This window comes from Parendozoicomonas sp. 2304DJ65-17 (assembly GCF_058148445.1).
This window is the reverse complement of sequence record NZ_JBYVJV010000002.1, coordinates 615570-639141: the sequence shown is the minus strand read 5'-3', so window position 1 is coordinate 639141 and position 23572 is coordinate 615570. Positions and strand designations below refer to the sequence as shown.

23 protein-coding genes are annotated in these 23572 nt (G+C 47.6%); 11 read left to right on the top strand and 12 right to left on the bottom strand.

Annotated features, from left to right (window positions below; all coding sequences use genetic code 11):
* Positions 1–72 precede the first annotated feature (72 nt).
* The 4 genes from ACY2RR_RS07850 to ACY2RR_RS07835 all read right to left on the bottom strand — a co-directional run bounded on the left by ACY2RR_RS07850 (position 73) and on the right by ACY2RR_RS07835 (position 4743).
* Positions 73–1044, bottom strand: a complete 972-nt coding sequence (locus ACY2RR_RS07850) for a dienelactone hydrolase family protein (protein ID WP_490107588.1) — start codon at positions 1042–1044, stop codon at positions 73–75.
* Between the two features lie 6 nt (positions 1045–1050).
* Positions 1051–1578, bottom strand: coding sequence for a hypothetical protein (locus ACY2RR_RS07845; RefSeq protein ID WP_490107587.1), 528 nt, complete (start codon positions 1576–1578; stop codon positions 1051–1053).
* Positions 1579–1690: 112 nt separating this feature from the next.
* Complete coding sequence (locus tag ACY2RR_RS07840; RefSeq protein WP_490107586.1) at positions 1691–2890, bottom strand: L-type lectin family protein; 1200 nt, start codon at positions 2888–2890, stop codon at positions 1691–1693.
* A gap of 68 nt (positions 2891–2958) precedes the next feature.
* The gene (locus ACY2RR_RS07835) at positions 2959–4743 is read right to left on the bottom strand and encodes a hypothetical protein (RefSeq protein ID WP_490107585.1); all 1785 of its coding nucleotides are present in this window, start codon (positions 4741–4743) and stop codon (positions 2959–2961) included.
* Positions 4744–4919: 176 nt separating this feature from the next.
* On the opposite strand from ACY2RR_RS07835, the gene ACY2RR_RS07830 reads away from it, so the two are divergent.
* Positions 4920–5486: a chalcone isomerase family protein gene (locus ACY2RR_RS07830; RefSeq protein ID WP_490107584.1), complete on the top strand. Its 567-nt coding sequence runs from the start codon at positions 4920–4922 to the stop codon at positions 5484–5486.
* A gap of 59 nt (positions 5487–5545) precedes the next feature.
* On the opposite strand, the gene ACY2RR_RS07825 is transcribed toward ACY2RR_RS07830, so the two are convergent.
* Complete coding sequence (locus ACY2RR_RS07825) at positions 5546–6640, bottom strand: glutathione S-transferase family protein (protein ID WP_490107583.1); 1095 nt, start codon at positions 6638–6640, stop codon at positions 5546–5548.
* Positions 6641–6804: 164 nt separating this feature from the next.
* Between ACY2RR_RS07825 and ACY2RR_RS07820 the strand changes: the two genes are divergently transcribed.
* Entirely contained in the window at positions 6805–7647 is an 843-nt protein-coding gene (locus ACY2RR_RS07820) for a 23S rRNA (adenine(2030)-N(6))-methyltransferase RlmJ (protein ID WP_490107582.1), read from the top strand.
* Positions 7648–7650: 3 nt separating this feature from the next.
* Here ACY2RR_RS07820 and ACY2RR_RS07815 read toward each other — a convergent pair whose 3' ends face one another.
* The 3 genes from ACY2RR_RS07815 to ACY2RR_RS07805 all read right to left on the bottom strand — a co-directional run bounded on the left by ACY2RR_RS07815 (position 7651) and on the right by ACY2RR_RS07805 (position 10595).
* Positions 7651–8319: a hypothetical protein gene (locus tag ACY2RR_RS07815; protein ID WP_490107581.1), complete on the bottom strand. Its 669-nt coding sequence runs from the start codon at positions 8317–8319 to the stop codon at positions 7651–7653.
* Between the two features lie 86 nt (positions 8320–8405).
* Positions 8406–9578, bottom strand: a complete 1173-nt coding sequence (locus ACY2RR_RS07810) for a hypothetical protein (RefSeq protein WP_490107580.1) — start codon at positions 9576–9578, stop codon at positions 8406–8408.
* Positions 9579–9674: 96 nt separating this feature from the next.
* Positions 9675–10595 carry an acyl-CoA dehydrogenase family protein gene (locus ACY2RR_RS07805; protein WP_490107579.1) on the bottom strand — a complete coding sequence of 307 codons (921 nt, stop codon included), beginning with the start codon at positions 10593–10595 and terminating at the stop codon, positions 9675–9677.
* A gap of 181 nt (positions 10596–10776) precedes the next feature.
* Between ACY2RR_RS07805 and ACY2RR_RS07800 the strand changes: the two genes are divergently transcribed.
* Both ACY2RR_RS07800 and ACY2RR_RS07795 read left to right on the top strand, forming a co-directional pair.
* Positions 10777–11541, top strand: a complete 765-nt coding sequence (locus ACY2RR_RS07800) for a GNAT family N-acetyltransferase (RefSeq protein ID WP_490107578.1) — start codon at positions 10777–10779, stop codon at positions 11539–11541.
* Positions 11542–11557: 16 nt separating this feature from the next.
* Positions 11558–12502 (top strand): lysophospholipid acyltransferase family protein, encoded by a 945-nt coding sequence (locus ACY2RR_RS07795; RefSeq protein WP_490107577.1) that lies wholly within the window; start codon positions 11558–11560, stop codon positions 12500–12502.
* A 71-nt stretch (positions 12503–12573) separates the two neighbouring features.
* Here the strand turns inward: ACY2RR_RS07795 and ACY2RR_RS07790 are convergent, their stop codons facing one another.
* The gene (locus tag ACY2RR_RS07790; RefSeq protein ID WP_490107576.1) at positions 12574–14100 is read right to left on the bottom strand and encodes a fumarate hydratase; all 1527 of its coding nucleotides are present in this window, start codon (positions 14098–14100) and stop codon (positions 12574–12576) included.
* Between the two features lie 269 nt (positions 14101–14369).
* Between ACY2RR_RS07790 and ACY2RR_RS07785 the strand changes: the two genes are divergently transcribed.
* The 3 genes from ACY2RR_RS07785 (at position 14370) to ACY2RR_RS07775 (ending at position 17820) form a co-directional block, all read left to right on the top strand.
* Entirely contained in the window at positions 14370–15704 is a 1335-nt protein-coding gene (locus ACY2RR_RS07785; RefSeq protein ID WP_490107575.1) for a substrate-binding domain-containing protein, read from the top strand.
* Positions 15705–15789: 85 nt separating this feature from the next.
* The gene (locus ACY2RR_RS07780; RefSeq protein WP_490107574.1) at positions 15790–16806 is read left to right on the top strand and encodes a glycine betaine ABC transporter substrate-binding protein; all 1017 of its coding nucleotides are present in this window, start codon (positions 15790–15792) and stop codon (positions 16804–16806) included.
* Positions 16807–16893: 87 nt separating this feature from the next.
* Positions 16894–17820: a 2Fe-2S iron-sulfur cluster-binding protein gene (locus tag ACY2RR_RS07775; RefSeq protein ID WP_490107573.1), complete on the top strand. Its 927-nt coding sequence runs from the start codon at positions 16894–16896 to the stop codon at positions 17818–17820.
* Positions 17821–17829: 9 nt separating this feature from the next.
* On the opposite strand, the gene ACY2RR_RS07770 is transcribed toward ACY2RR_RS07775, so the two are convergent.
* The gene (locus ACY2RR_RS07770) at positions 17830–19275 is read right to left on the bottom strand and encodes a PhoPQ-activated protein PqaA family protein (RefSeq protein WP_490107572.1); all 1446 of its coding nucleotides are present in this window, start codon (positions 19273–19275) and stop codon (positions 17830–17832) included.
* Between the two features lie 92 nt (positions 19276–19367).
* Here ACY2RR_RS07770 and ACY2RR_RS07765 point away from each other — a divergent pair, with 92 nt between their 5' ends.
* On the top strand, positions 19368–20132 hold the full coding sequence (locus tag ACY2RR_RS07765; RefSeq protein ID WP_490107571.1) for an enoyl-CoA hydratase: 765 nt from the start codon (positions 19368–19370) through the stop codon (positions 20130–20132).
* Between the two features lie 69 nt (positions 20133–20201).
* Here ACY2RR_RS07765 and ACY2RR_RS07760 read toward each other — a convergent pair whose 3' ends face one another.
* Positions 20202–20846, bottom strand: coding sequence for a DUF2846 domain-containing protein (locus ACY2RR_RS07760; RefSeq protein ID WP_490107570.1), 645 nt, complete (start codon positions 20844–20846; stop codon positions 20202–20204).
* Positions 20847–21092: 246 nt separating this feature from the next.
* On the opposite strand from ACY2RR_RS07760, the gene ACY2RR_RS07755 reads away from it, so the two are divergent.
* Positions 21093–21581 (top strand): hypothetical protein, encoded by a 489-nt coding sequence (locus ACY2RR_RS07755; RefSeq protein ID WP_490107569.1) that lies wholly within the window; start codon positions 21093–21095, stop codon positions 21579–21581.
* Here ACY2RR_RS07755 and ACY2RR_RS07750 read toward each other — a convergent pair.
* Positions 21578–21793: a hypothetical protein gene (locus ACY2RR_RS07750; protein ID WP_490107568.1), complete on the bottom strand. Its 216-nt coding sequence runs from the start codon at positions 21791–21793 to the stop codon at positions 21578–21580. The genes ACY2RR_RS07755 and ACY2RR_RS07750 overlap by 4 nt on opposite strands.
* Positions 21794–21896: 103 nt before the next feature.
* Here ACY2RR_RS07750 and ACY2RR_RS07745 point away from each other — a divergent pair, with 103 nt between their 5' ends.
* Together ACY2RR_RS07745 and ACY2RR_RS07740 are read left to right on the top strand one after the other, a co-directional pair.
* Positions 21897–22478, top strand: a complete 582-nt coding sequence (locus tag ACY2RR_RS07745; protein WP_490107567.1) for a TetR/AcrR family transcriptional regulator — start codon at positions 21897–21899, stop codon at positions 22476–22478.
* 83 nt (positions 22479–22561) lie between these two features.
* Complete coding sequence (locus ACY2RR_RS07740; RefSeq protein ID WP_490107566.1) at positions 22562–23554, top strand: nucleoid-associated protein; 993 nt, start codon at positions 22562–22564, stop codon at positions 23552–23554.
* Positions 23555–23572: the final 18 nt, after the last annotated feature.

Here is a 23572-nt window from a genome sequence, read left to right as displayed (position 1 = left end):
GAGGTTCTCTGTTTTTATTCTTGTTATAAGCCTGAAATATTCACAGCTTCACTGCCTGATGTCTAGAGCGAGTCAGTTGTGATTTTCAAGGAAATGAATAGTCCTTTCTTTGGCTAGATCCTCTAGCCTTGGATCATAATCCTCAGGAAACTCTTCCATATCAAAATTATGAGGAGCCTCGTAAATTTCTTCCCGAATAACTCTGTAGCCAGCCCTTTTATTAATCACATTGTTGATATTCAAGCAGTTCTGCATTCTGCACAGCGTATCCTGCTGGCCCAAAATCATAAGTGTTGGAATGGCTGGCCACTTCTTAAACCAGTGAAAATAAATGCCTGGTCTGCAGCTTGGATAATAAAGAACAACTGAACGTACACCACCCAATAGATTAACGGGAATGCCTTTCGCTCCCGGCGGGCTTTTGCGGAAATAAGCCAATGTAAGTGCCTCCAAAACCGTAGAGGCACCATGGGAATAGCCCACGAGGGAAATATTGGTTGAATCAATCTTTGGCTCTTTGTAAACCGCATCCAGAGCCACATAAACATCAACAGCTCTTACGGAGGGAGTCAGGGCATAACCTTGTGTTACACGCTCCTGAAACAAGTGCATAGCCCGGTGTTTTTCTTCAGCTGAATAGTGCGGACCATACTTGGGTATTTTACTACGAACGTCTTGGGGCAACCCTGCAAAAACTCTCTCTTGCGAAAAGCTGTCAACCACCATCACTGCGTAACCATGGCTAAGAAAGAACTCCCTGCGCTTTGCCATAGTCGCAGTACTCGCCGACGACACACCATGAAACAGAATCACCAACGGGTACTTTTCAACCTGTTCTTTCAGATTGTGTTCCGGGTAATAGAAGGTATAACGAGTGGATTCTTTGATATCGCGCCAACTGCGCCGTTCCGGGCACAAAGCATCGTGATAACCGGTGAAGATAATATTGGTGCCCAAACAGGCAGCGTCGTACAAATCCCCCGATGGAGTCACCCAACTCATCGCAACAAGCAACAAGTACTGGATGTACTCCAGCGGAGACATTACGAGTTAATTCGCTGCGGAAACAGGCAATTCGCAATCGTAGGTGTATTCCCAGTAAAGCTTGTGCTTATGCTCTTTGTCGTAAGTACAGCATTTCAAAGCTCCCTCTGCATTAGGGCTTCGGGTGCAGGTTGATGGATCAACAGTCAGCAAAATATCACTGCTGCCACCTGTGATTTCGAGAGATGATTCGCTGAAGTGTTTATCAAACTTGTAAGTCAACTTATAAAGGTCAGAAATACTGCCAGCCTGAAGGGTAAAGTCACCTTCAGCGGAATGGGCATTATTAGTAGCTTCACCAACCTTTACCGTATCACCAGGCTCAACGGTAACTGGACTATTAAAAACGATACAACGATTACTGTCTTTCTTAACGGCGCTGCAGCCAGGAACAGTCAGAGGCATCCCGGTATGATCAACCAGTGAAATTGTTGCTTTGTAGGTATCATTATCTCCGGCAGAAACGAGTGGAGAACAGAACAGTCCCAAGGTGATTCCTGCAGCAAGGAAACCAGTAAAACCAAGTTTTTTCATATCAACCTGCATCTGATTGAGGAAACCTGCGCCAGAAGATAGCTGATTTCTCTCAAACTGCCTGTTAGATGCAGGCGAACTGGCTTTCAGATATAAACAGTGAGCAACTTGATTATCGTTCTATCTCTGCAGTGCCATCCAAAAATTCTGGTTGCTCACTCTCATCATCAGAAAGAGGCGTTTCTTCTTCCTGTCGCTCCTGCTCAGTGTCTTCCAACCCAATGTCAGCGGGTACATTTTCAACAGGTAGAGCTTCGGCAGATGAATCTGGCTCCTGAACTGTTTCATCAGCTACATCTTCAACAACAGGCGCAAGGGCTTGCTCTTCTCTGACAGGTTTATTATTGGATTCAGAGCCAGCTGAATTATAAGGCTCGATAGGACCTTTCGGCAGATAAACTTCCGGTTCAGGTTTTACTTCAGGCTGAACAACAGGTGTTTGTTCTACAGATTTCTCCGGCACTGGCTGAGGAAGTATTGCTCGCTGCTCTTCTGGTTCTGTAACAGACTGCTCAACAGGGGCTGCCACTGGTGGCTCAGGCTTTAGTCCAACATCCTTCTCTTCTTTTTGTTGTTTCTTTTCAGGAGTTGGAGATTGGATAGGGCTGAGACAGAAGTTTTTGATCTGGTGTTCACTGTCTGCCGCTCCCGTTGCAGCACTGAAACCAAGATCAGAAAACTCGGTATCAAAGTTCAAAGCAACATCCACAAGCTTTCGCTCACCACTCCAGACTAAAACCCGGTTGGGCAGTACATGAACCTTTAAGGGTACCCAGGCACCGTGTGTGTAGGCCTTGCGAAAAGGACTGGTCTGGAATGTTAACCCTGAAGCTTCCCTGAGACGTATCCGGCGCTGGCCATAGGTTGGCATCTGCACAGCATAACCACCACCAGAGGCGGAAAAACCCATGAAATTACCATTGGGAGGGGTTCCATAACGGCTGCCATCCTTAAAGAAGAAAAAGGAGATGCCATCAGCAGAGTTCCAGACATGCTGGGGACCACCATCATCATCAAAGGTTCGAAACTCAAAAGTTGCTTCAAATGGAGGGCGAATCGAACTTCTGAGCATTGCAGCTACACCGCCACTGAAAAGATTGTCCGGCAGGAGAGTTAAAACTCCGCCCTTAGCTTTTGGCCAGCCAATTGCTGGTTTGTTTCTGTAGAACAACCAATTCTTTTCTTTAAAATTAAAACAGGTCTGAGTGCTTTGCACAGCCTCGTTCGTTTGTTCAACAGGCAGCAGCGGTGCGGCAAAAACCTGACATCCTAACACCAGCAGACTAGCCGCCAGACCCTTTTTCCAGAGCATAATCCATACCTTCAAAGAAGCTTGAGCAGATATGGAAATTGTCGGCAGCCCTGCAGCCAACGTGAGATTTACCGAGGGGTTCGTCTTCTGGGAGGTGGTGGTGGCGGAGTTGAAGGTGGAAGATCATTCAGATCCGGGTCAACTGTAGACAAATTCAATACTGCATCGTCTTCAAAAGTCTTGAATACAGCAAATTTGCCAGCATGATCCGTCTGCGGGCGACAGATATGGTTAATCATTTGCTTGTGAGAAATCCCAGCATCCTGCAAAGCTTGCATCAAATCACTCATATGCAAACCTTTTACGTTGCGGTCTATCAACAAGTAGTCAAAGTCATTCACCGCCCCCTGATCACGAAATTTTGCTAACTGCTCAGCGGCCATGGCAGGCCTGGTACCAATAGTGCCAGAGAGCCCATAATCAGTAACTTCTCGTTGAATACGTCCATAAATTTGTGAGTCATCTTCAAAGCGAGCTCGCCCTGATGCCAGTGCATCAGCAAACGTAACTGTTTTCGAAGTCAGGATATTATCTCTAACCCCCGCAAACAGCATGGTTGTTGCCGGGTTTTTCTGGAATTTAGGTCGTTCATGCCAGCCCTGACCATGACTTGAAAGAAAGACCCGATCTTTAGGTTTTCCATCCGGTGAGGTGGTGAATATATAAGCGACTTCTTTCCCTTTGATTTTTATAGGGATTGTTTTCACTCCAAACTCTGACTCAAGTCGCACACGTTCTGCAGCATCAAGGCTGGGAGTGTGGTTGAGCCTCAACTTACTGTCTTTGCCATTATTAATTCTGGCCTGCTCAATTCTCGCATCACCGGGAGTTATCGCTCTGGCAATTTTAGCGGAGCGAACTGGGGTCGGATCTGGAGCACGCCCTCTTGGTTTCGGCATAGGGCGAGACTGTTCCGGCCTCTGCGATCTTCCCGGCCCTGGTCTTCTGGGGACTGGCCGCTCCGAAGGTCCATGAGTTAAAGACTGAAGCAGAGAAAGATCGACAGGCATATCATCAAGCTTCGAAGTTCTTTGAATATCCTGAGCCATTGCATCTAAACGTCGCTCGGAAATCTCCCCTTTGGCAACCATTTGTTCAACATTCCTGGAAAACGCCCCCAGTTTTTGAGAGTCAGCCATAACTTCGGGCTTGCTGGAATTAAGAAAATAAAAGACCTGTCTGATTTCAGGTTTCACATTTGCCGTAGGGCTTCGGCTCAACATATCTGTCGCGGTAACCGCCTCTAGAACATATCGTGCGGGCACCTTTCTTTTACTTAATTCATTTGCCAGCTCGAACTTAGCCAGATCTGGAGGAATTCCTCTGTGCTTACTAAGGAAATCCCCTGCTTTTCGAGCCGACCAGGCCAAACGAACTGTATGTAGGGAGTTACCTGATAATTTGCCCCCGCCAGTCCAGGCCAGTTGGCGTAGCTCCGAGTAAGGGAAATCGGGTTTTAACAGCAGGCTGTAAAGAGCAGAATCACCAGCGCCACCATCATAGAAACCAGCTTTAATATTGGTCGAGACATCAGAAGCCGTGTGGGGATTATCGTGAATTGCCGGCATTGATATAGCCCGGGATAGCTGGGGCTCTACGTGTGCCTTCTTAACTCCTCTCCCGGAAACTTCTTTACCTATTGAGGTAAGGTCATTCAGACTTGAAGAGCGCTTTGTTTCCAGATTGCCAGGCAGAAGCTTTGCTGAATTACTCAGCTTGCCGATTTTTCGCCCAAATCGACTCCGCAAAGCCTGTGTAATTGAGGGCTTTTTGCGTTCAAGAACAGGAGATGATGGCGCACTAGAGACATCACGAAGAGAAACATTACGGGGCGGTACTGCTGGGCCATCCATGGCTTAACCACTAAGTGCTTAATTTCACTGAGTATAGATTCCCCTCACCTCTGAAGTATCTTTGCATCCTGCTATTGTGCCCAAAAAACGTCACAACTCGGCAAAGGAGAAAGTTTCTCAGTGATACAACGGTGCTACTATTGGCGCCAGTTACAGGCACTCACCCGGAGTTTTCCATGAAGCGTATCGCGACTTTGCTTTTTTCCCTGTTATTTTCCTTCTCAATTCAGGCAGCTGATACTGAAATTTCCGGAGTTAAACTGACTCCCTCTATTCAGGAAGGCGGCCAGACTCTGCAATTAAATGGGGCAGGCATTCGCTCCAAGTTTTTTATCGATCTTTATGTCGGTTCTCTTTACACACCAAAGCCTGAGAAAAATCCACAGATGATTCTTGATGGTAAAGAGCTGGCTGCAGTACGCCTTAATATCATCTCTGGCCTCATCACTTCCGACAAAATGGTTTCTACTGTTGAAGAAGGTTTTAAGGAAGCGACAAATGGCAATGTAGCGCCCCTGAAGAAACGCATTGATGAATTCCTTAACGTATTTACCCAGTCAGAAATTAAAAAGGGCGAAGTATTCACAATTGTTGGTGAGCCAGATGTTGGTGTGACCGCTTACCGCAATGGTGAAAAAGCAGCGCAGGTGAAGGGGGATGATTTCCGAAAGGCCCTGTTCGGTATCTGGCTTGGCGATAAGCCAGCAGACAAGAAACTTAAGAAAGCTATGCTGGGCAGCTAACAATTAATACTCTGGGCTTACCGTTACTTTTTCATTAACGGCAAGCCCAGATAATAAACTTAAGCCAGAACTTCCTTATAGTTCTCACGCTTAATTGGATGACTGATCTTTGTATTAATAAAGTTTTCTCCACCCAAACCTTTCAACCATTCATCCATGTCGACTCTGGCAGACTCTGATACATCATCACGCGCCTGCAAAGTTCTTTGCACCATCCATTGAAGGTAAGAGAGTTGAACCCTGTGGCCTTTCTCCCCTCCCACAGTAAATGAACCTTCTCCCACAACTCTGGAAACTCTTTTCGCATCAGTATGTGATTCAACATAGCGATCCACTCCATCAATCACTGTGCGGCAGAACTCAAACTGCTCTGAAAGAATGCCCTGAATAATCGGCTCCAGTGTTTCAGGGATTTCATCATTCGGCAGGTATTCACCAACACCTACTTCCGGATCCAGTAACCGATCAAACCATGTTCGCACCGAAGGATGATCATCAAATAAAGAAGTTGTGCCAGGATCTCTGTACAAGTGCGCCCATAAAGGCCCGAACAACGCAAAATCACCAAGACAGGGTTTTGCCCCCAGCACAAAAGGATATTGTTTTAAGTGCTCTTCAAGCAGCTGCAGAAAGCGAGTTGTGTACTTTTCCAGGCCTTTTGCCGCAGCACCTTCAATGCCCAGCTTAGGCATATAACTTCTCATTTTACGGCCAATGGTTTCTCCAACCTTTTTCCGCAAAAAATCAGGTGCATAAGGCAGACTGTTTTTACCAAATTCACTGATCGCAAATTTATAATTTTCTGGCGTGGTCCAACGGTAATGAAGGGCAGACATACACAACCATTCATCGCCGTGAAGTTCCAGAAGATTGGCCACCAGCTTCTGCTTTGGCGTTTCAGGCAAGATAGGGTTTTCAGGATAACGTTGTTCGAACAGATCAATAATTTCACTGGAATCCTGCCACCACTGACCATCCGGAGATTCGACAACCGGCATCACCATTTTCCCGACACGCTTAGGGATCTGCTTGCTCAGCTTATAAATCCACGGCGCCTCTTCGGTAAAAGGAATACCTTTGTAGCGCAGGTAAGCCGCTGTTTTCTGGGTATAAGGAGAAACCTTCCAGCCGTATAGAATATAGTTGTCCGACATACCTGCCTCTTTATCCTGTTTTTACACCAACACTGCCAGAATACGCCCAGCCGGACTATTGCCATTTCAATCGAAAAGTTATCCAAACAGGACAACTAACCAGACTTTCCCATTCGCCATAGGTTATATTCCCCACCAATATTTTTCTGTAGAACAACCGGCTCATGCTTAGCTACCGACACGGTTTTCACGCCGGCAATCATGCCGACGTACTCAAACATCTGGTTCAGTCTCTGGTGATTGAACATTTAATCCGCAAAGACAAACCAATCCGCTATATCGATACTCACTCCGCTACCGGCGGATATTCCCTGAGTGACAGCTTCGCCCAGAAAACCTGCGAGTGGGAAGAAGGTATTGGCCAGCTGTGGGGAAAAGACAATCTGCCGGAGCACCTGTCTGGCTACCTCAATGCTGTTTCAGCATTTAACAATAATGAAGAAAACCTGAAACTCTACCCTGGCTCGCCTGCTCTGGCTGCCGAGCTTTTCCGCCCTTATGACAAGATTCAGCTCTTTGAACTGCACCCGGCCGACAGTCGTGAACTTGCCCGCAATTTCAAAGGTGACCGCAGAGTTAAAGTGACTCACGGAGATGGTTTTGCAGGCCTTAAGGCTTTGCTGCCCCCGGTAGAGCGAAGAGCATTGGTGCTGATTGACCCGCCTTACGAAGTGAAAGATGACTACAACGCCGTTATTAAAGCTCTGAAAGGAGCCCTACAGCGTTTCGCTACAGGTGTTTATGCAGTGTGGTATCCGGAAATCAACAGTGAACACTCCCGCATGTTCCCCCACAAGCTGGAACGTTGCGGCGCTGACCGCTGGTTACATGTCACCATGCAGGTTCGGGGAAATAATACTGAAGGGATGTTTGGCAGCGGCATGTTTGTGATCAACCCGCCCTGGCTGCTTGAAAAGCAATTGAAGGAATCACTGCCAACAATAGTGAAAGCCCTGGCTCAGAACCCAGATGCCGGATTCACAATCAAAACAAAAGGACTGGACTGATCTTTAGTCCGATTCCTGAGAAGAGGCAGGAGACGCTTCCTGCCCCTCTTTTTCTGATTCTTTCCCTTCAAGCCAGTTGATTATATAAGCCATCACATGGGCCATTATGATTCCTGTAGTCCAGATCACGATTGACTGAGAAATCCCACCAATAACAAGAACATCCCAAGGTTTTGCCAACTCATTTGAAAACAACCCCAAAGCGTCTGGCCAGCTGGTAAACGAAATCATAAAAAATGCAGTGGTGCCACAGGTGGTTGCTGCAGCATTTGAGAATCTCATGCGAACATGGGGTTTATGACTGATAACCGCAGCCCAGCGGAAAACTCGAATATCGATGTATCCACCTACATTCACAGCAACCAATGCCCCCAAGAATATTGTAAAGGGCAACCCTGCGATAATTGAGCAGATAAATGCTACAACAGTTGGAATAATCAACATGTGCCAGAGAGATTTGCGAAACTCAACCCCAGCCTGTTCCGAGTAGTGCTGAACGAAAGAGCGGGACACATCAAGAAGCGGAATTACAGTGAACGCTGAAAATGGTACCCATATATCAATGCCAAACCAGTTTCCCAAAGGAAAAGGTATGGCAGAGCCATATTGAGCAGCCACTGAAGCAATTGAAAAAAGCACCAGCCATAACAGGTATTTTTTTATAGCCGCCATCAACATTCCTATTACTGTTTATATAATTCACCGCTTCACTCAGTGAACAAGTAAACAATATAGCAGTAAGATAAAACTCCTCCCTTTTAATGAATTAATACCTGGTTTGACTCATGTATCTCCAATTGGATGGCAGGCATAAGAATCGGCTTGCCATAACTCCACAATCCTGAAGTCGCTAAAAAGCCTGTTCCCATTAAACCTTTTTCTTTGCTGTAAAACGCTGCCAGATAGCCTTTTGAAGAAGGAGAAGAAGAGCTCCACTCCAGAATTAATTGATTCCCCCGGCAGGTAAGAGTTGAAGGGGTAATGTTATAAGCAGAAATATTACTGACTGACGAAACTAAAGCCTTAGGCGGGGTCGCTGAGTTATTCAAGCCCACGGGAACCGTAATCTCCAGTGTTCCCTGGGCTGGATCACGTAAAGCTGCTCTATATAGCCCTTCTGGAATCTCGCAGTTCCCTCCCTTTCCTGCAGTAACCTGTCCTCCTATTCCCCGAAGAGGGTATACGCTGGATGATGACGAAACTCCCCATGTAATTAATGAGCTCATCCCTCCAATAACCGGTAGGGTTAAGTCATAAAAATGCCACTTTAAGAAGTAATCTTTCTGGTAATTCCAAAACACTTTATCAGGATCTAACCCAGCCCGAACAAGTCTCCACCCATTGGTCAAATTTGGAAGGAGATCCTCTGAGAATCGACCATGTGCAAAATCCCAGACATTCTGAGCCTCTTGAAAGTCGCCGTAGTGGTTATACCCGTAGTATGCAGAATAAGCAGCCACAGCTAAGAAGCCTGTTAATAATCCAGTTCGAACAATGGAACGAGCCCAGGTTGGATCACCAATGTACTGCCCACTGACATCCAACGTTGAAAGTGCACGATTCCAAACCAGAGCCAAGGTTAAAGAGTGATGAACGCTACTGGCAGAGAGTTCGATAGTATCGCCATAACATTTAACATTTGATGAGTTGCTATCGAGCCAAACTTCGTAGGAAGCGGGATAATTATGTGCACCCATCCCCGCCAGAAGCCGGTAGGTCCCTCTAACATCCCCAGTTGAAGTAACGGTCAGGTTCAGGCTGTCATAGCCGGCACCAAGCTGCTGAACATTATAGAGTCCGGCGGGTACTGAGCAGGGAGTTTCGCTGGAAAACCAGCCAGCCTGTGAAACCGCAGCTCCCAAACCAAGAACCCCGACTCCACAAAGCACCAATCCCCTTAGCAGGGAAGAAAGAATGGCCAAAGCTCGCATTTCATCACCCCTGAATCCTTACAAACCGGGGAAGAGTAGTTGGAGCTGTAAAGCAGCGCCATTTCAGGCTGTAGGGATTTTGTTACTGTCTGAGGCTTAAAACCCCAACCAGTGCCTTGCCTTTTCTTTGCGTATTGCCCGGGCTTTGCCAGCGATAGAAATCAACTGTTTATCCCTTTTCCAGGCATGCAGTTCATCTTCATCGGTAATAATGGCCATCACATCATCCAGAAGGCTCATCAAACGGGGTTCCAGGCCCGCCATAGCCAGCCCGGCAGCAGAAGGTTCGCCCTGCAACTGACAACCTTTTAACAAATGGAAATAAGCCAGCGCTTCTTCCACCATCTCAACCATCTTCTGGCTATGGGCTTTTCTGGCAACCATTCCAAGCAAAGCAGCCTGCACGTGGAGATCTTCACACATCCGGAACGGGCGAATGTAATTCAGGTAACCATCTCCCGGCAGCACATTTTCAGAAGATACCTGAACATCATCCATAACCACTGAAGCATGTGGAACTTCGGGAACGATGGATAGTGCGGGCATTTCCTGAAGGGTTAATCCTGTCGTATCAGCCTCCAGAGTTAACATCCTCAACTGAGGCAGACCATCAGGCTGTTCACCTTCCCGTGCGGCAATAACCAGAACATCAGCTCCCGTGCCACCGGAGACAAACTGTTTCTTTCCAGAGAGTTCCCAATTGTTTCCGGACTGTTTCAGTTCAGAGTGAATTTTTTTTGGGTGCCCACCGCCAGATTCGGTAATACAGAGTGCAAGAATCGAAGAATTATCTATATATGTGGGAAGAAGGCTGCGAATCGCCCATTGGTAACCGCCGGCAAAAGCCCAGGCGACCCGATCAGCGCGGCAGCCATCATAGAAGGCCTGTTCCAGCGTCCCCCTTCCAGGAGATGATAATGGTATCTGACGTTCTTCCTTCTGCCAGAGGGCTTTCCAGTCAGCAAAGCTTTCGCATGGCCGCACTTCTTTTTGAAGGATATCCGCAAGGGCTTTCATTATTTTTACTCCCACCTCTGGCCACAGTGCCCGGAAGCATATCAATCCCTCAGGGAATGGGTAAGAACCAAAACTTACACCGGGACAAGTGTAAGGTCACATATCCGTAATATCTTCGTCATACAGCCGTCATCGCAGATTCATAGCCTGTCCCTGAAAACTTCATCATCAGGTAAATCGTATGGAATCAGCAAAGCGCTCAGTGGCCCCATCGGAATCTGGCCTTATCGCCGGTTTCGCAACCACCGCGCAGGATATGGAAGATGTTTTCCGCCTGCGCTTCGAAGTGTTTTCCAGTACGTTCAACGGAGACTTTGACAGTCAATCCAGCCAGTGTTTGGACACTGACCTGTATGACGCCCACTGCAAGCACCTGATTGTGCGGGATGCCAGCACTGGAGATGCCGTTGCTACAACCCGTCTGCTGGGAGATGAAGATGCTGGATTAATTGGCCACTTCTACAGCCAGAACGAGTTCTTCCTGCCTGGCATGACTGAACTTCCCGGCAAAATTCTTGAGCTTGGGCGTACCTGCATTAAAGAGCAGTACCGGGATGGTGCCGCAATCTTCACCCTGTGGCAGACATTGGCCCGTTTTCTGGCTGACAACAAATACCGTTTCCTGATCGGCTGCGCCAGCATCAGCATGGATGACGGTGGCATTCAGACCGAAGCCATCATGAAGGATATTCGGGAAAAATATCTTGATACTTCTCGCATCAAAGCGGTTCCCAAGATGCCGGTTCCTCAGCTCACACTTCCTGAAAATGTTGTAGCTCGCCCACCAGCGCTGTTGAAAACCTACCTGCGCCTTGGTGCCAGGGTGTGTGGTGAACCCTGCTGGGATCAGGAGTTTGGCTGTGCAGACGTTTTTATCCTGCTGGATATGCACGAACTCTGCCCACGCTATGCCCGCCGCTTTCATCTTGAAAACTGGAAATCCTGACTTCGGAGGTCAGCCCATGGCGACTGCACTGAGAGATATAACCGCAAGTAGTCAGACGGTGTCTTCTGATGTGCCAGATTCTGTACTTGAGAAAACAATAACATTTATGCGCAGGCTGTATCGCAGCCTCGCAATTGTCTTAGTTATTCTGCTGGGAATGGTTCTGGCCTGCTGGCTTCAGTTGCTGATCTGGGCGGACAAAACCCGTCCGGTATCTGCCAGAACAAACGCGGTCCGTTTGTCTCTGAAACAATGGTGGCTGGGGCAGTTGTGTCGCATTCTCGGATTAAAAATCCATCGAAAAGGTGGCCCATGGACTGGCCCGGTATTGATGGCCTGCAACCATATTTCCTGGATGGATATTCCAATCCTTGCCACAAGTGTACCGTTTCACTTTCTGGCTAAGTCAGAAATTCGGAAGTGGCCGATTATCGGCTGGCTGGCAGCTGTAGCGGGAACTTTGTTCATTCACAGAGGTTCAGGCGACAGCCGGAGTATTACCCGGCAACTGTCTAATTACCTGAGCCAGGGAAACAGCATCCTGTTTTTTCCGGAAGGAACTACCTCCGATGGCAGCAAGGTCCTCCCCTTTCACAGCCGTTTGTTTGAAAGTGCGATAACCAGCGATGTAGTGATTCAGCCAATCACTCTGGCTTACTGTGAGGCAGGGCTTCCCCACTCAACAGCGCCTTTTATTGGAGATGACAGTCTTGTACCCCATATCTGGCGAATCCTTGGGGAGAAGCAGATTCATGTGCATCTGCAATATCACCCTCCGATGAAAGCCAGAGATATGAAAGCAAAAGAGCTGGCCCTGAACACTCAGGAAACGATCTCTCAGGGTTTGGAAGCTATCTTTCCACTGTCATCCTATACAGATAACCAGATAGAGCAGACGGCCAAGAGAACAGTTATCCGTTATGTAGATAGTGATACCGTGATAACACCGTCTCACTCATAACTTATTGTGCCTAAATAAAAACGCCGTGACTCTTTTCAGAATCGCGGCGTTTTTAATATTAATTATCGAATTTAACTTTCGACCATTGTCACTGGGTCAAACTCGGCAATCTTGGCTTTCCACTCTTCAGGGCCAGTCTGGTGAACAGAGCTGCCACGAGTGTCCACAGCCACTGTAACTGGCATATCTTCAACATCAAACTCGTAGATAGCTTCCATTCCCAACTCTGGGAAAGCAACAACTTCAGCTTTCTTAACCGCCTGAGCCACGAGATAAGCAGCACCACCAACAGCCATAAGATAAGAGGCCTTATTATCTTTGATCGCTTCAATGGCAACAGGGCCACGCTCAGCTTTACCGATCATGCCAATCAGGCCAGTGTCTTCCAGCATGGTGCGGGTGAACTTATCCATACGGGTTGAAGTGGTAGGGCCAGCAGGACCAACAACTTCATCACGCACAGGATCAACCGGGCCAACGTAGTAAATAAAGCGGTTGGTCAGATCAACTGGTAGCTTCTCACCTTTTGCCATCATATCGACCATCTTCTTATGGGCGGCATCACGGCCAGTAAGCATCTTGCCGCTGAGAAGAACGGTATCACCCGGCTGCCAGGCTTCCATATCTTCTTTGGTAATGGTGTCGAGATTCACACGATGAACGTTCTCGCCCACTTCCCAGCTGATATCCGGGTATTCATCCAGGCTTGGAGGTGTCAGCTCGGCTGCGCCACTGCCATCCAGCACAAAGTGAGCATGACGAGTAGCCGCACAGTTTGGAATCATGGCCACAGGCAAAGAAGCCGCATGGGTTGGGTAATCCTTAATCTTGATATCCAGAACCGTGGTCATACCACCCAGCCCCTGTGCACCAATACCCAGTTTGTTTACCGCGTCAAAGATTTCCAGACGCAGCTCTTCAGCACGATTCTGAGGACCACGTTCCTGCAGCTCATGAATATCAATGGGGTCCATCAGGGATTCTTTGGCCATAACCGCGGCTTTCTCAGCAGTACCGCCAATACCAATACCCAGCATGCCGGGAGGACACCAACCAGCACCCATGGTTGGAACAGTTTTAACAACCCAGTCCACAATGCTGTCAGAAGGATTCAACATCACCATCTTGGATTTGTTTTCAGAACCACCGCCCTTGGCAGCAACCTGAAAATCAACAGTATCACCGGGCACCAGCTGAACGTGAATTACCGCTGGCGTATTGTCTTTAGTATTCTGACGCTTACCGGCAGGGTCTGCCAGAATAGAAGCCCGCAGAACGTTGTCCGGATGGGTATAAGCCTGACGCACGCCTTCGTTGATCAGATCTTCCAAACCTTTCTCTGTTTCAAAGCGAACATTCATACCCACTTTCACAAAGATGGTCACAATCCCTGTGTCCTGACAAAGAGGACGTTTACCCATGGCACACATACGGGAGTTAATCAGAATCTGAGCCATGGCATCCTTGGCGGCCGGGGATTTCTCCCGCTTCCAGGCTTCATGGATACTCTGAATAAAATCAACGGGATGATAATAAGAAATAAACTGCAGAGCGTTCGCAACACTCTGGACAACGTCGTCTTCACGAATAACGGTCATGCTGGCAACCCCACTATCAGGCAATACTTTGCACTATTTTCAGGCGATGACTGGCACTGCTAAAAACAACCACATTTTTCATAATTCGAGTTGGTGGCATGCCTTCGCAGTATTTTGGCGCGGCCATTATATCACCGGGATTTATGCTGTCTGCCAGACGGCTTGAAAAAACCACTAAAGCGCCGATGTAGACCTCAAATATCCCACTTTGACAGGCTCAATAATCGTCTATAGTTACTCGGTTGGGCTGAAAAAGCATGGATGCAGCTATGAAGAAAGTGGCTTTAGGCTTGGCAATAGCATTATTGAGTCCCTGGGTCTCTGCAGAGTCCTCAGGCACAGATGCCCACTCTTATCTCTTCCAGATTCATGGTTCCAATACTATCGGCGCAGAGCTGGGGCCAGCTCTGGTGAAAGCTTACCTTGTCAAACGAGGCTGTAATCGTGTTTCCACTGAGCCACTCGGGAACTACGATCAAGCCCTGAAGTGCCTGGATGAAGGCAAGCAACTCGCTGTAAGAATTGCCTCCAAAGGCTCCAGTACTGGCTTTAAAGCTATGAACAAGGGAGATGCCGATATAGTGGCCTCCTCGAGAGTCGTGAAATCAAAAGAAATTAAATTACTCTCCAGCTTTGGTGATATAACGGCAGCAGGCGCCGAGACAGTTGTCGGCCTGGATGCTGTATCCATCATTGTGAACCCAAACAACCCCGTAAATAACCTGTCTATCAATGAAATTGCCAGAATTTTTAAAGGCCAATATGGCAACTGGTCACGGGTGGGCAAAGGAAGCGGACCAATTCGGATACTGGCACGGGATGAAGCATCGGGCACCCGGGACATCTTTGATAGTCTGGTTTTAGGAAGGGGAATCCAAATCTATAACCGGCACATGCCTTTTTCCTCCAACGAAGCTCTTTCGGAAGAAGTCAGTACTAATAGAAATGCTATAGGGTTCTGCAGTTACAGCTCGGTTGGGGAAAGTAAAGCTATATCCGTGGCGATGACAGGCGGAGCCGCTATCTACCCAGACAACATGAATATATCTACAGAGGATTACCCTCTCTCCCGAAGGTTGTATTTTTATATGCCTGAAGGAATCGAAAACCCTGACGCCAGAGACTTCCTCCAATTCATAAAAACAGATTCAGCACAAGAGGTTGTTGGGCAGAGTGGTTTCATACCCGTCAGTATAAAAATGCTGGATAACAGGGATACTAATGCCACCGGGCGTTACGCAAGAGCAATAAGAGGCTATCAAAGACTTAGCATTAATATTCGTTTCTCGAAGGGCGGCACTTCCATTGACAACTTCGGGCACGAAAGCGTTACCCGGCTTGCTCGATTTATGGAAGAGAACAGGGGCAACCTTTTACTATTGGGCTTTTACGGGCTGTCTGAGGGAAAGAATGACAAAAGATTTTCCGCAGAAAAGGCTCGAAAGGTCAGCGAGGCGCTGATCGAAGCCGGAGTCCGCAAAAGTAAAATTATAATTCGGGGGTTGGGTGATGAACGTCTTTTGACCTCTGGTTTAAAAGACACAGACAACCGGAAAAACATCCGTATAGAAGTCTGGTTTAAACCCTGGTTTTCAGGGAAGTGAATACTAAAGATTGGCTTATACTGAAAACAGCGATAAGGGCACTGCACCTGCGCTTGGGAAATTATGCTGGAGGCATGGAAGCTTTATGAACAGCTTAACAAAACTCTTTAGAACGAGTTTATTCTCAGTTCTTACAAGCATCTCTTTTTATAGCTCAGCCCAGGCGGAATGTGGGGCAGTTGATATTGCAGATATGGACTGGGGATCAGCCACTTTTATTGCTCATGTTGACCAGTTTATTCTCGAAAATGCCTATGGTTGCGAAGCCTCTCTTGTACCAGCCAATACGCAGCCCACTGGTGAATCCCTAATCAAAAGCGGGAAACCGGAAGTTATTCCAGAGTTTTGGAGTAACGCTATGAAGGAAGAGCTGGACAAAGAGGTTGAGGCAAAAAAGATTCGCTACGTTGGTACTCCCTTTGCTGATGGTGCTATCGAGGGTTTCTGGGTTCCAGACTACATGGTGAAAGCCAATCCGGAGTTGGCCACAATAAAAGGTGTTATGGAAAATGCTCACCTGTTTATGCCAAAGGATGGTGCCCAAAAAGCTTCCTTTTATGGATGCCCCGAAGGATGGAACTGCCACATATCATCCTCGCACTTATTCAAGGCATTAAACCTGGAAAGCGTGAATTTTAAGTTTGTGTCTCCGCCCACAGGGGCTGACCTCGATATATCTCTTCAGGAAGCTTACGACAACAAAGCTCCCTGGTTTGGCTATTACTGGTCACCCACCGCTGTACTTGGGCGGTACAAAATGGTGATGGTGGACTTTCAAACAGGTGTTGATCTCGCTGAGTTCAAGCAATGTACCTCTCAGTCCGACTGTAAAAATCCAAAGGTAACCATGTACCCCTCGCCTATGGTACAAACAATTATTACCGAAGGATTTGCCAAACGTGCGCCAGAAGCCTCCCAATACCTTTCCCGCAGGGGATGGTCAGACAGCCAAATGAACGAAATTCTGGCCTGGATGGAAGCCAATCAAGCGGATGGTGAAGCGGCCATGGAACACTTCCTGAAAAACTATCAATCCACTTGGGTAAAGTGGGTTGATGGTAAAGCCGTGAGATCTGTGCGGGAGGCTCTTGACGAACTCTGATGTTCATAGATCCCCCAGGAGCTGTTTACGAATCTCCTTAGGCTGAATACACTAGAGCCGACGCCTTATTATAAAAAGGTTGCATCCATGGCTGAGATTCAATTCGGAGAACAAACATTTTCTTGTTCTCCCGGTGAAACTGCGCTGGATACCCTTCTAAAAAATCACATGCAAATTCCCTGGTCTTGTCGAGCCGGGCTTTGTCATTCCTGCCTTGTTCAAGCTACCTCTGGTGATATTCCTCTTGCCGCTCAACGTGGGCTGACCGAAGAACAGCGCTCCGATAACCTTTTACTCGCCTGCCAGTGTATTCCTGAAACAGCTTTGGCATTGCAGCCACTACGCCGGGCTTTGCAGCCCATGCAGGCCATTATCACCAGCACCCGACTTATTAACCCAACCCTGTTGGAACTTACATTCTCACCTCGCCTACCAATTGAATATCACCCTGGCCAGTTTCTCTCTTTATCTCTGGAAAAAAATGCCCCCGGGAGTCGGTATACCTTGGTTTCCCGTCCATGGGCTGAGGCTGATTTACGTATTCATGTAACACGCAAAGTCGGTGGTGGGTTTTCCTCATGGTTATTTGATGAAGCCAGAGCGGGGCAGACTATCTGGGCAAGAGGGCTGGGTGGAGAGTGCTGCTATCAGCCGGACAATAATCAGCCATTAATTATTTTTGGTGCTGAAGTGGGCATCAGCGCCGCTTTAGCTATTGCTGAGGATGCAAAGTGGCACCAGCATAAAGCTCCTGTTCAGGTCATGCTTAAAGGTGATATCGAAGATCACTCCCATAAACTTCCTGAAGACTCGGTACTGAAAGTGAAAAGCAGCAATCTGGAAGTCACTGCAGAAGCTTTAATGAATACACCAGCCAATCGAAATGCTCGCTGGATACTTCTTGGTAAAGCCAAGCCTGTACTCAGGTTGACCTCCTGGCTGGGTGAGCAGGAAGTACCTCCACAGAATATTCTCCCTTTGGCTTACCGAACAGGGAATGCTCTTTCTCCCTAAGCATTTCATTTATTCGAGGTAAGTATTCGGCATCACGGAAACCGGTGTTGTGATTATGAAGTCCGGTTGAGACGGCTGCTTATAAGTGAATTCCAAAAACCAGGATTTCCAGCCCTTAACCGGCTCTTCAACCTGAGTCTGAACGACACAAGCCTGACCTGAACTTTCACACTCAACTTTTACCGGCACAGCCTGATACTTCAAACCTGCAGGCTTTAATGTTGTCATCCGAAAATCACGGGTTTCAGGGTTAACAACCTGCCAGAGTTTTACCTCATCGGGTTTATCACTCACTGTCACCAATATCTGCTGCCCATCAACTTTCTGATTCAAAATTGCTGGGGGCTGCTGTCCGGAAACCAAGTAATTTACATAGCTGACAATAGTATCTGTGACCCGCTGGATGTTTTCCCGGGAAATATAATGTCTGGAATTGGGATACGCCCTCATCCATTTCGGACCCACAAGTCCTGACCAGTAAACCCTACTGCTATCCGGCGGAAAGAAATCATCACCAGAAGCAGTGATAACATATTTCGGCAAAGTTAAATAATCGCGGTAAAACCAGGGATCAACCTTGCCCATCAGTTGATTCATTTCAGGCGTATGAAGCCTTGGCAAAACACTTTGTTTTTCTGACAGATAAGGTTGAAGAGGTGGAATCCAGCCCTTATAAACCCGGTGAAGATGATCCAGGCACTCCTGCACATTTAGAACATCAATCACCATCGGAATAACAGCCTGAACCCGTTGATCAACGGCAGAAGTCAGCCATGCTGCCCAGCCCCTTTTAGAAGCACCGGTAAGAATAAAACTCTCGGGAGCACGATTTCCTAACCGTTCATTTAATAGCGTCTGCACAGCATCCATAGTTTTAACAACAGATTTCACCATTGGGAACTGAATTGGGCAGTCACTACACCCCGAATAATTCAAACTGGCAACCCAGCTCCGGGCAACAAGGTCATCTTCTTTTCGGGGCGTTTCACCATTCAATGACAAATACTGCTGCGGCACATCACGAAGATTGATAACAACTGAGCGTGTTGATATCGCTAAGTCTTCAAAACGCAATTCATCAGAAATATCGGACGCGGCATTGTTATCCCGCCCATAACGCACTCCCCCATTCACATGCAGCACAGCAGGCTGGCGCTTCACATCTGTGGGAATATAAACAGTGATGCGGTGCTGCCAGAGGGGATGGTTACTTTTCAGGGAATCAGGACTCCAGCTTTGGGAAGTCATGGTGAGATCAACAATATTCAAACCATTAACTTGCCGGGTACCCAGAACGCTCCACTGAAAGTGGCTATCGGGTTTCTTGATATATTCAACCAGTGCTCCGCTGGTTGCGACGGCCCGCTCAGCAGCCATAGAAAAAGCGGCCAGCAGCGCCAATAAACTGGTTGAAAAACAGTAAAACAAGATCTGTTTCAGTGGTGTCCTGATCATTCTCATTTTTAGCCATATCTGTATTTTAGCGGGAAGTTTAGTCCACATGGTGCGATACTGGCGCCGCGCCAAATAAGAAACAGAGGCTACCTATGACCGACCTGATAAAAACCGAGCGCCGGGGGAATGTTCTTCTTCTCTCCATCAACCGGCCGGAGCGAAAAAATGCCCTGAGCCACGCCATGTATACCAGTCTGGCTGAGCCTATTGAGCAGGCGGCAACAGATGGCTCCATAAAGGCAATCGTCCTGACCGGCACGCAGGATTGCTTTACCGCTGGCAATGATCTGGGAGACTTTCTGGAAACACCTCCCACGGGGGACGACTCTCCAGTTCTTCGCTTTATGCTTGCTCTTCTGGAATCTCCAAAGCCTGTAATTGCTGCCTTAAACGGTGTAGCTGTTGGTATTGGCACAACATTGCTTCTGCACTGCGATCTGGCTTATGCCGGCCCTGACGCCAAGCTTCAGACCCCATTTACCCGCCTTGGCCTGTGCCCGGAGTATGGCTCCAGTCTTATCCTTCCCCAGATAGTTGGCCACCGAAGAGCTTTTGCAATGCTGATTCTTGGTGAAACCATTAATGCCGAGCAGGCTTTGGCTTATGGTTTGGTAAATGAAGTCAGCGAAGATTTCCTGGAACTGGCACTGAAGCGTGCTGAACAGGTTGCTGCTCTGCCACCAGCCTCAGTCCGTCTTGGTAAGAAGCTGATGCATTCCGAAAACCGGGAACAGCTTATTAAACAGATCAAAGTTGAAATGGCTGCTTTTGGAGAGCGTCTGACTTCCGATGAAGCCAAAGAAGCTTTCACAGCCTTTATGCAGAAGCGCCAGCCAGACTTCAGCAGGTTTGAATAAAGCTGTAATAAGTTTGAGTTGAACTATAAATAGGGCGAAACAGCTTCGCCCTATTCCTTTTTTACTGCATCAGAACCACCACCAGCTGCTGGTTTCAGCGGTTTTATCCAGCTGCTCCTGAGCGACATCAATATCAGGAGCAGAAAATAGTTTCAATGGTTGCAAACGGCGGGACTGCATTAACTCACTTTTTGCTGCTTTCCAGGAAATAAACTGCATGGGACCATCGCCCAGCAGGCTTTCTCCGGCATTGGGATCATAAGGAGGCGATGTCAACTCCGAATAACGCAGGTAGTAAGTCTCTCCACCTTTAGCATCAAGAACAAAGCCACCAATACGGTTAAAGTTTACCGGCTGGTTTTCAAGGAAAGTGTCTTCCATAAAAAACAAATCCTGACCAAAAGCTGGGCGCTTAACAACAACCTGATATTGCCCGGGCTCCATACTGAACAGTGCATAACCATTGCTGCGAACATTAACGGCTACTTCACCATTCATATATACGGAAGGTGCTTCCAGCTCTTCTTCTGCCCACTCGCTATAAGGGCGATAAACAATGAGGTAAGACCTGTTTTCCGGTGATTCCGGTACAGGTTTAAATTTGGGACCATCAACAGGTTTAAGGAACGCGCCGAAGGAGCGATCATAATCAATTGACGTGCAGCCAGAGAGTCCGGCAAGTAACAAGCTTAATACAACAAACTTCCTGATCATTCTTATTATTCTCCCGTCAGGAGCGGTTTTATAATTAAGTTCAGATAATACCAGCCTCCGATACGGATTGGTTGACCAATTCGTTCATTGAACTGTTACTCAAAGCCAATTGCACAGAAACTGTAACCTGTAGAGTGTCTGGTGTGGAAGTCCAAATACTGGCAAACTGATATTCTTTGTATGAATCTGTTGCTTGATGAAGGGTTCCCGAGCTGTCAGAAAACAATAATAAGAATTGAACTAATAATGGACAAACTCCACATTCTCTTATTCTCACTGGCTGTCAGTCTTTCGGCACCTGTCGCTATGGCAGAGGAAGATAATCCAGATATTCCTCTCTATGATATAGGCGACAACTTCCACCAGTATCCGCCAGATTACCGTGAGCCAGATCCTGAAGCTCCGGTCCGTTATGGCCGTACAACTTCCAAATCTTTCCCACTACAGGCACTTGAACAGGAAGAGCTTGCAGAAGCTCAGGTACCAGGAGCCTTACAGGCTACTGCTGCAGGTGAAGCATTGAGTCAGCAGGAATCTGAAATCACCCAGAGTGATGGTGCTATCACTATTGAAGAGCTGGAGAACACCGGCATAGGGTTTGATACAAATCTGCCAACTGCAAATGCCACTGTGAACAACACATCAACCGTTACCATTAATAACCAGACCTATAATGCTGGCGGCACAGCTAACGTGAATGTTCAGCTTGATGCGGTCGTCACCACACGAAATTAAAACTGGTCAGGATGGCTCTCAAACCATTCCTTCAAAGCTCTCCTGACTTTCTTTGATTCGATAACAAACTCTGGACTAACCGCTTCTCGCCTGATACGAATATGGTTATCCAGAGCTGTCAGTCGCTGGATATCAATACCAATATTGTTGTTGCGGATAAATTCAATCATGGCCAGGGCCGGCCCATTGAGAATCTGTTGACACTGATACATGCCCATTCTCCGAAGTCGTGTGGCACTTCTCTGATCATCAGGTTATCGACGCAAGCTCTCGGTTGTTGAGATATGCAGTCTTAGAATCAAGGAAGGTTCTGACATGACACGCCCAGCAGGTTTTGAGCGAAAAGAAATTCTGGAACGGGCTATGGATCCGTTCTGGCGTAATGGCTACGAAGGTACATCCCTTCGACAGCTGGAAGAAGCGACCTACCTGAACCCAGGCAGTCTCTATCATCACTTTCACAGTAAGGAGGAACTGTTCCGGGAAGTTTTGGTTCATTACATAGAAAATCACCTTCTTTCCCGTCTCGCCCACTATCTGACCCACCACCCTCCAATGAAAAGCCTGAAACTGTTTTTCACCACCAGTTATCGTCAGGAATATATTAAGGAATATCGCTGCGGGTGTTTGCTGGTACTGGCAATGATGGAAGGTCAGAAAAAGAGTTTATCACCACTACTCAAAGATGCTCTTAATCGCCTGGAAGCAGGTTTTGCCGACACCTTGCTTGCCGCTGGAAAACCTGCAGCCTGTGGCCGCATACTTCTTGATAATTATCTGGCGCTTCAGCTCTCTGGTCACTTGCTCGGAAACCAGAAAACACTCGACAGCTATGTTCGGGGTATCTTTGAGTTTTTGCCAAGTCAGCAATTAGAAAAACAATTACTGGCGGATTAACCACTCACAGGTTGCTGTCATAGCTGTATAATTGTGCTCTTTGCCTGCTGTCAGCCACAGCGAATAATGAGCCTATTTCAGTTATGAGCATTACCAACCTGATTGTTCACCGGATTGAACGCCGCCCCGATGCTGAGAATTCTGAGCTGCGCACCCGGGCAACACCTCTTGCCAGTAATAATATCTGCGAAAGCTTTCTGGAAGACCTGATCGCGTCCTACAACAAGAAAGGCGACAAAGGTCATGGAGCCTTTGGTGGTGAAGCCACTGTGTTCCGCACCCAGCTTGAAGATTACCTGGAAGAGCGCCTCTCTTTCACCGAGTTCAGCTTGACTGTTGCGGAAGGTTTAAAAGAAAAACTGGATGAAGCGGGCATGTTCCCCGGTGGTTTTATTCTGGTGGCACACTATGTTAGTGGGCTGACTAAATACCTGATTGTTGCCACACTGCCACCAGCTACCAGCACGACGATTACCGAACAGCTGGAGTTGTCTGACACAACTCACCTTGATCTTGCACGTTTGAGCCTGGCGGCTCGTATTAACCTGAGTGAATGGCAAGGCAATCAGACCAGCTCACGCTATATTTCCTGGATCAAACCAAAAGCTGGCCGCAGACTCAGTGACTGCCTAACCACATTTATTGGCTGCGAAGAAACCGGCGACACCAAGAAAGATACAACCAAGTTAATGAGTGCTGTATCGGATTACTGCAAAACCATTGAATCCGACACCGAGCGCAACGACGTGAAGAAAAAGGTTTTTGAATACTGCGACGGCCAGCTGCAAGAGTACAAAACGATCTCTGTGGACGAACTGTCAGCCCACCTGAACGAAGATGCACCAGAAGGCTTCGAGCGTTTTGTAAATACCCGGGACTATGATGTCACTCCTGATATGCAACCAAGCCGCAGCCAGCTGAAGAAACTGGTTCGCTATGCTGGTCGGGACAAGGGAATTAATATTGCCTTTGATTCTGATGTTTACGGAACCCGTGTACGTTACGACAGCGAGCGGGACAGCATCACAATTGTTGGAGTTCCGGATTCATTGAAAAAACAGCTGGAAGAAAGTTAATCCCCACTGAGAAAACTA

What these genes read in the sequence shown, in the direction of transcription:
- ACY2RR_RS07830 (WP_490107584.1), top strand. Translation starts at nt 4,920, where the DNA reads ATGAAGCGTATCGCGACTTTGCTTTTTTCCCTGTTATTTTCCTTCTCA.
- ACY2RR_RS07835 (WP_490107585.1), bottom strand. Translation starts at nt 4,743, where the DNA reads ATGGATGGCCCAGCAGTACCGCCCCGTAATGTTTCTCTTCGTGATGTC.
- ACY2RR_RS07825 (WP_490107583.1), bottom strand. Translation starts at nt 6,640, where the DNA reads ATGTCGGACAACTATATTCTATACGGCTGGAAGGTTTCTCCTTATACC.
- ACY2RR_RS07840 (WP_490107586.1), bottom strand. Translation starts at nt 2,890, where the DNA reads ATGCTCTGGAAAAAGGGTCTGGCGGCTAGTCTGCTGGTGTTAGGATGT.
- ACY2RR_RS07750 (WP_490107568.1), bottom strand. Translation starts at nt 21,793, where the DNA reads ATGTATCAGTGTCAACAGATTCTCAATGGGCCGGCCCTGGCCATGATT.
- ACY2RR_RS07845 (WP_490107587.1), bottom strand. Translation starts at nt 1,578, where the DNA reads ATGAAAAAACTTGGTTTTACTGGTTTCCTTGCTGCAGGAATCACCTTG.
- ACY2RR_RS07800 (WP_490107578.1), top strand. Translation starts at nt 10,777, where the DNA reads ATGGAATCAGCAAAGCGCTCAGTGGCCCCATCGGAATCTGGCCTTATC.
- ACY2RR_RS07805 (WP_490107579.1), bottom strand. Translation starts at nt 10,595, where the DNA reads ATGAAAGCCCTTGCGGATATCCTTCAAAAAGAAGTGCGGCCATGCGAA.
- ACY2RR_RS07820 (WP_490107582.1), top strand. Translation starts at nt 6,805, where the DNA reads ATGCTTAGCTACCGACACGGTTTTCACGCCGGCAATCATGCCGACGTA.
- ACY2RR_RS07810 (WP_490107580.1), bottom strand. Translation starts at nt 9,578, where the DNA reads ATGCGAGCTTTGGCCATTCTTTCTTCCCTGCTAAGGGGATTGGTGCTT.
- ACY2RR_RS07785 (WP_490107575.1), top strand. Translation starts at nt 14,370, where the DNA reads ATGAAGAAAGTGGCTTTAGGCTTGGCAATAGCATTATTGAGTCCCTGG.
- ACY2RR_RS07740 (WP_490107566.1), top strand. Translation starts at nt 22,562, where the DNA reads ATGAGCATTACCAACCTGATTGTTCACCGGATTGAACGCCGCCCCGAT.
- ACY2RR_RS07780 (WP_490107574.1), top strand. Translation starts at nt 15,790, where the DNA reads ATGAACAGCTTAACAAAACTCTTTAGAACGAGTTTATTCTCAGTTCTT.
- ACY2RR_RS07795 (WP_490107577.1), top strand. Translation starts at nt 11,558, where the DNA reads ATGGCGACTGCACTGAGAGATATAACCGCAAGTAGTCAGACGGTGTCT.
- ACY2RR_RS07760 (WP_490107570.1), bottom strand. Translation starts at nt 20,846, where the DNA reads ATGATCAGGAAGTTTGTTGTATTAAGCTTGTTACTTGCCGGACTCTCT.
- ACY2RR_RS07755 (WP_490107569.1), top strand. Translation starts at nt 21,093, where the DNA reads ATGGACAAACTCCACATTCTCTTATTCTCACTGGCTGTCAGTCTTTCG.
- ACY2RR_RS07850 (WP_490107588.1), bottom strand. Translation starts at nt 1,044, where the DNA reads ATGTCTCCGCTGGAGTACATCCAGTACTTGTTGCTTGTTGCGATGAGT.
- ACY2RR_RS07775 (WP_490107573.1), top strand. Translation starts at nt 16,894, where the DNA reads ATGGCTGAGATTCAATTCGGAGAACAAACATTTTCTTGTTCTCCCGGT.
- ACY2RR_RS07765 (WP_490107571.1), top strand. Translation starts at nt 19,368, where the DNA reads ATGACCGACCTGATAAAAACCGAGCGCCGGGGGAATGTTCTTCTTCTC.
- ACY2RR_RS07790 (WP_490107576.1), bottom strand. Translation starts at nt 14,100, where the DNA reads ATGACCGTTATTCGTGAAGACGACGTTGTCCAGAGTGTTGCGAACGCT.
- ACY2RR_RS07745 (WP_490107567.1), top strand. Translation starts at nt 21,897, where the DNA reads ATGACACGCCCAGCAGGTTTTGAGCGAAAAGAAATTCTGGAACGGGCT.
- ACY2RR_RS07770 (WP_490107572.1), bottom strand. Translation starts at nt 19,275, where the DNA reads ATGATCAGGACACCACTGAAACAGATCTTGTTTTACTGTTTTTCAACC.
- ACY2RR_RS07815 (WP_490107581.1), bottom strand. Translation starts at nt 8,319, where the DNA reads ATGGCGGCTATAAAAAAATACCTGTTATGGCTGGTGCTTTTTTCAATT.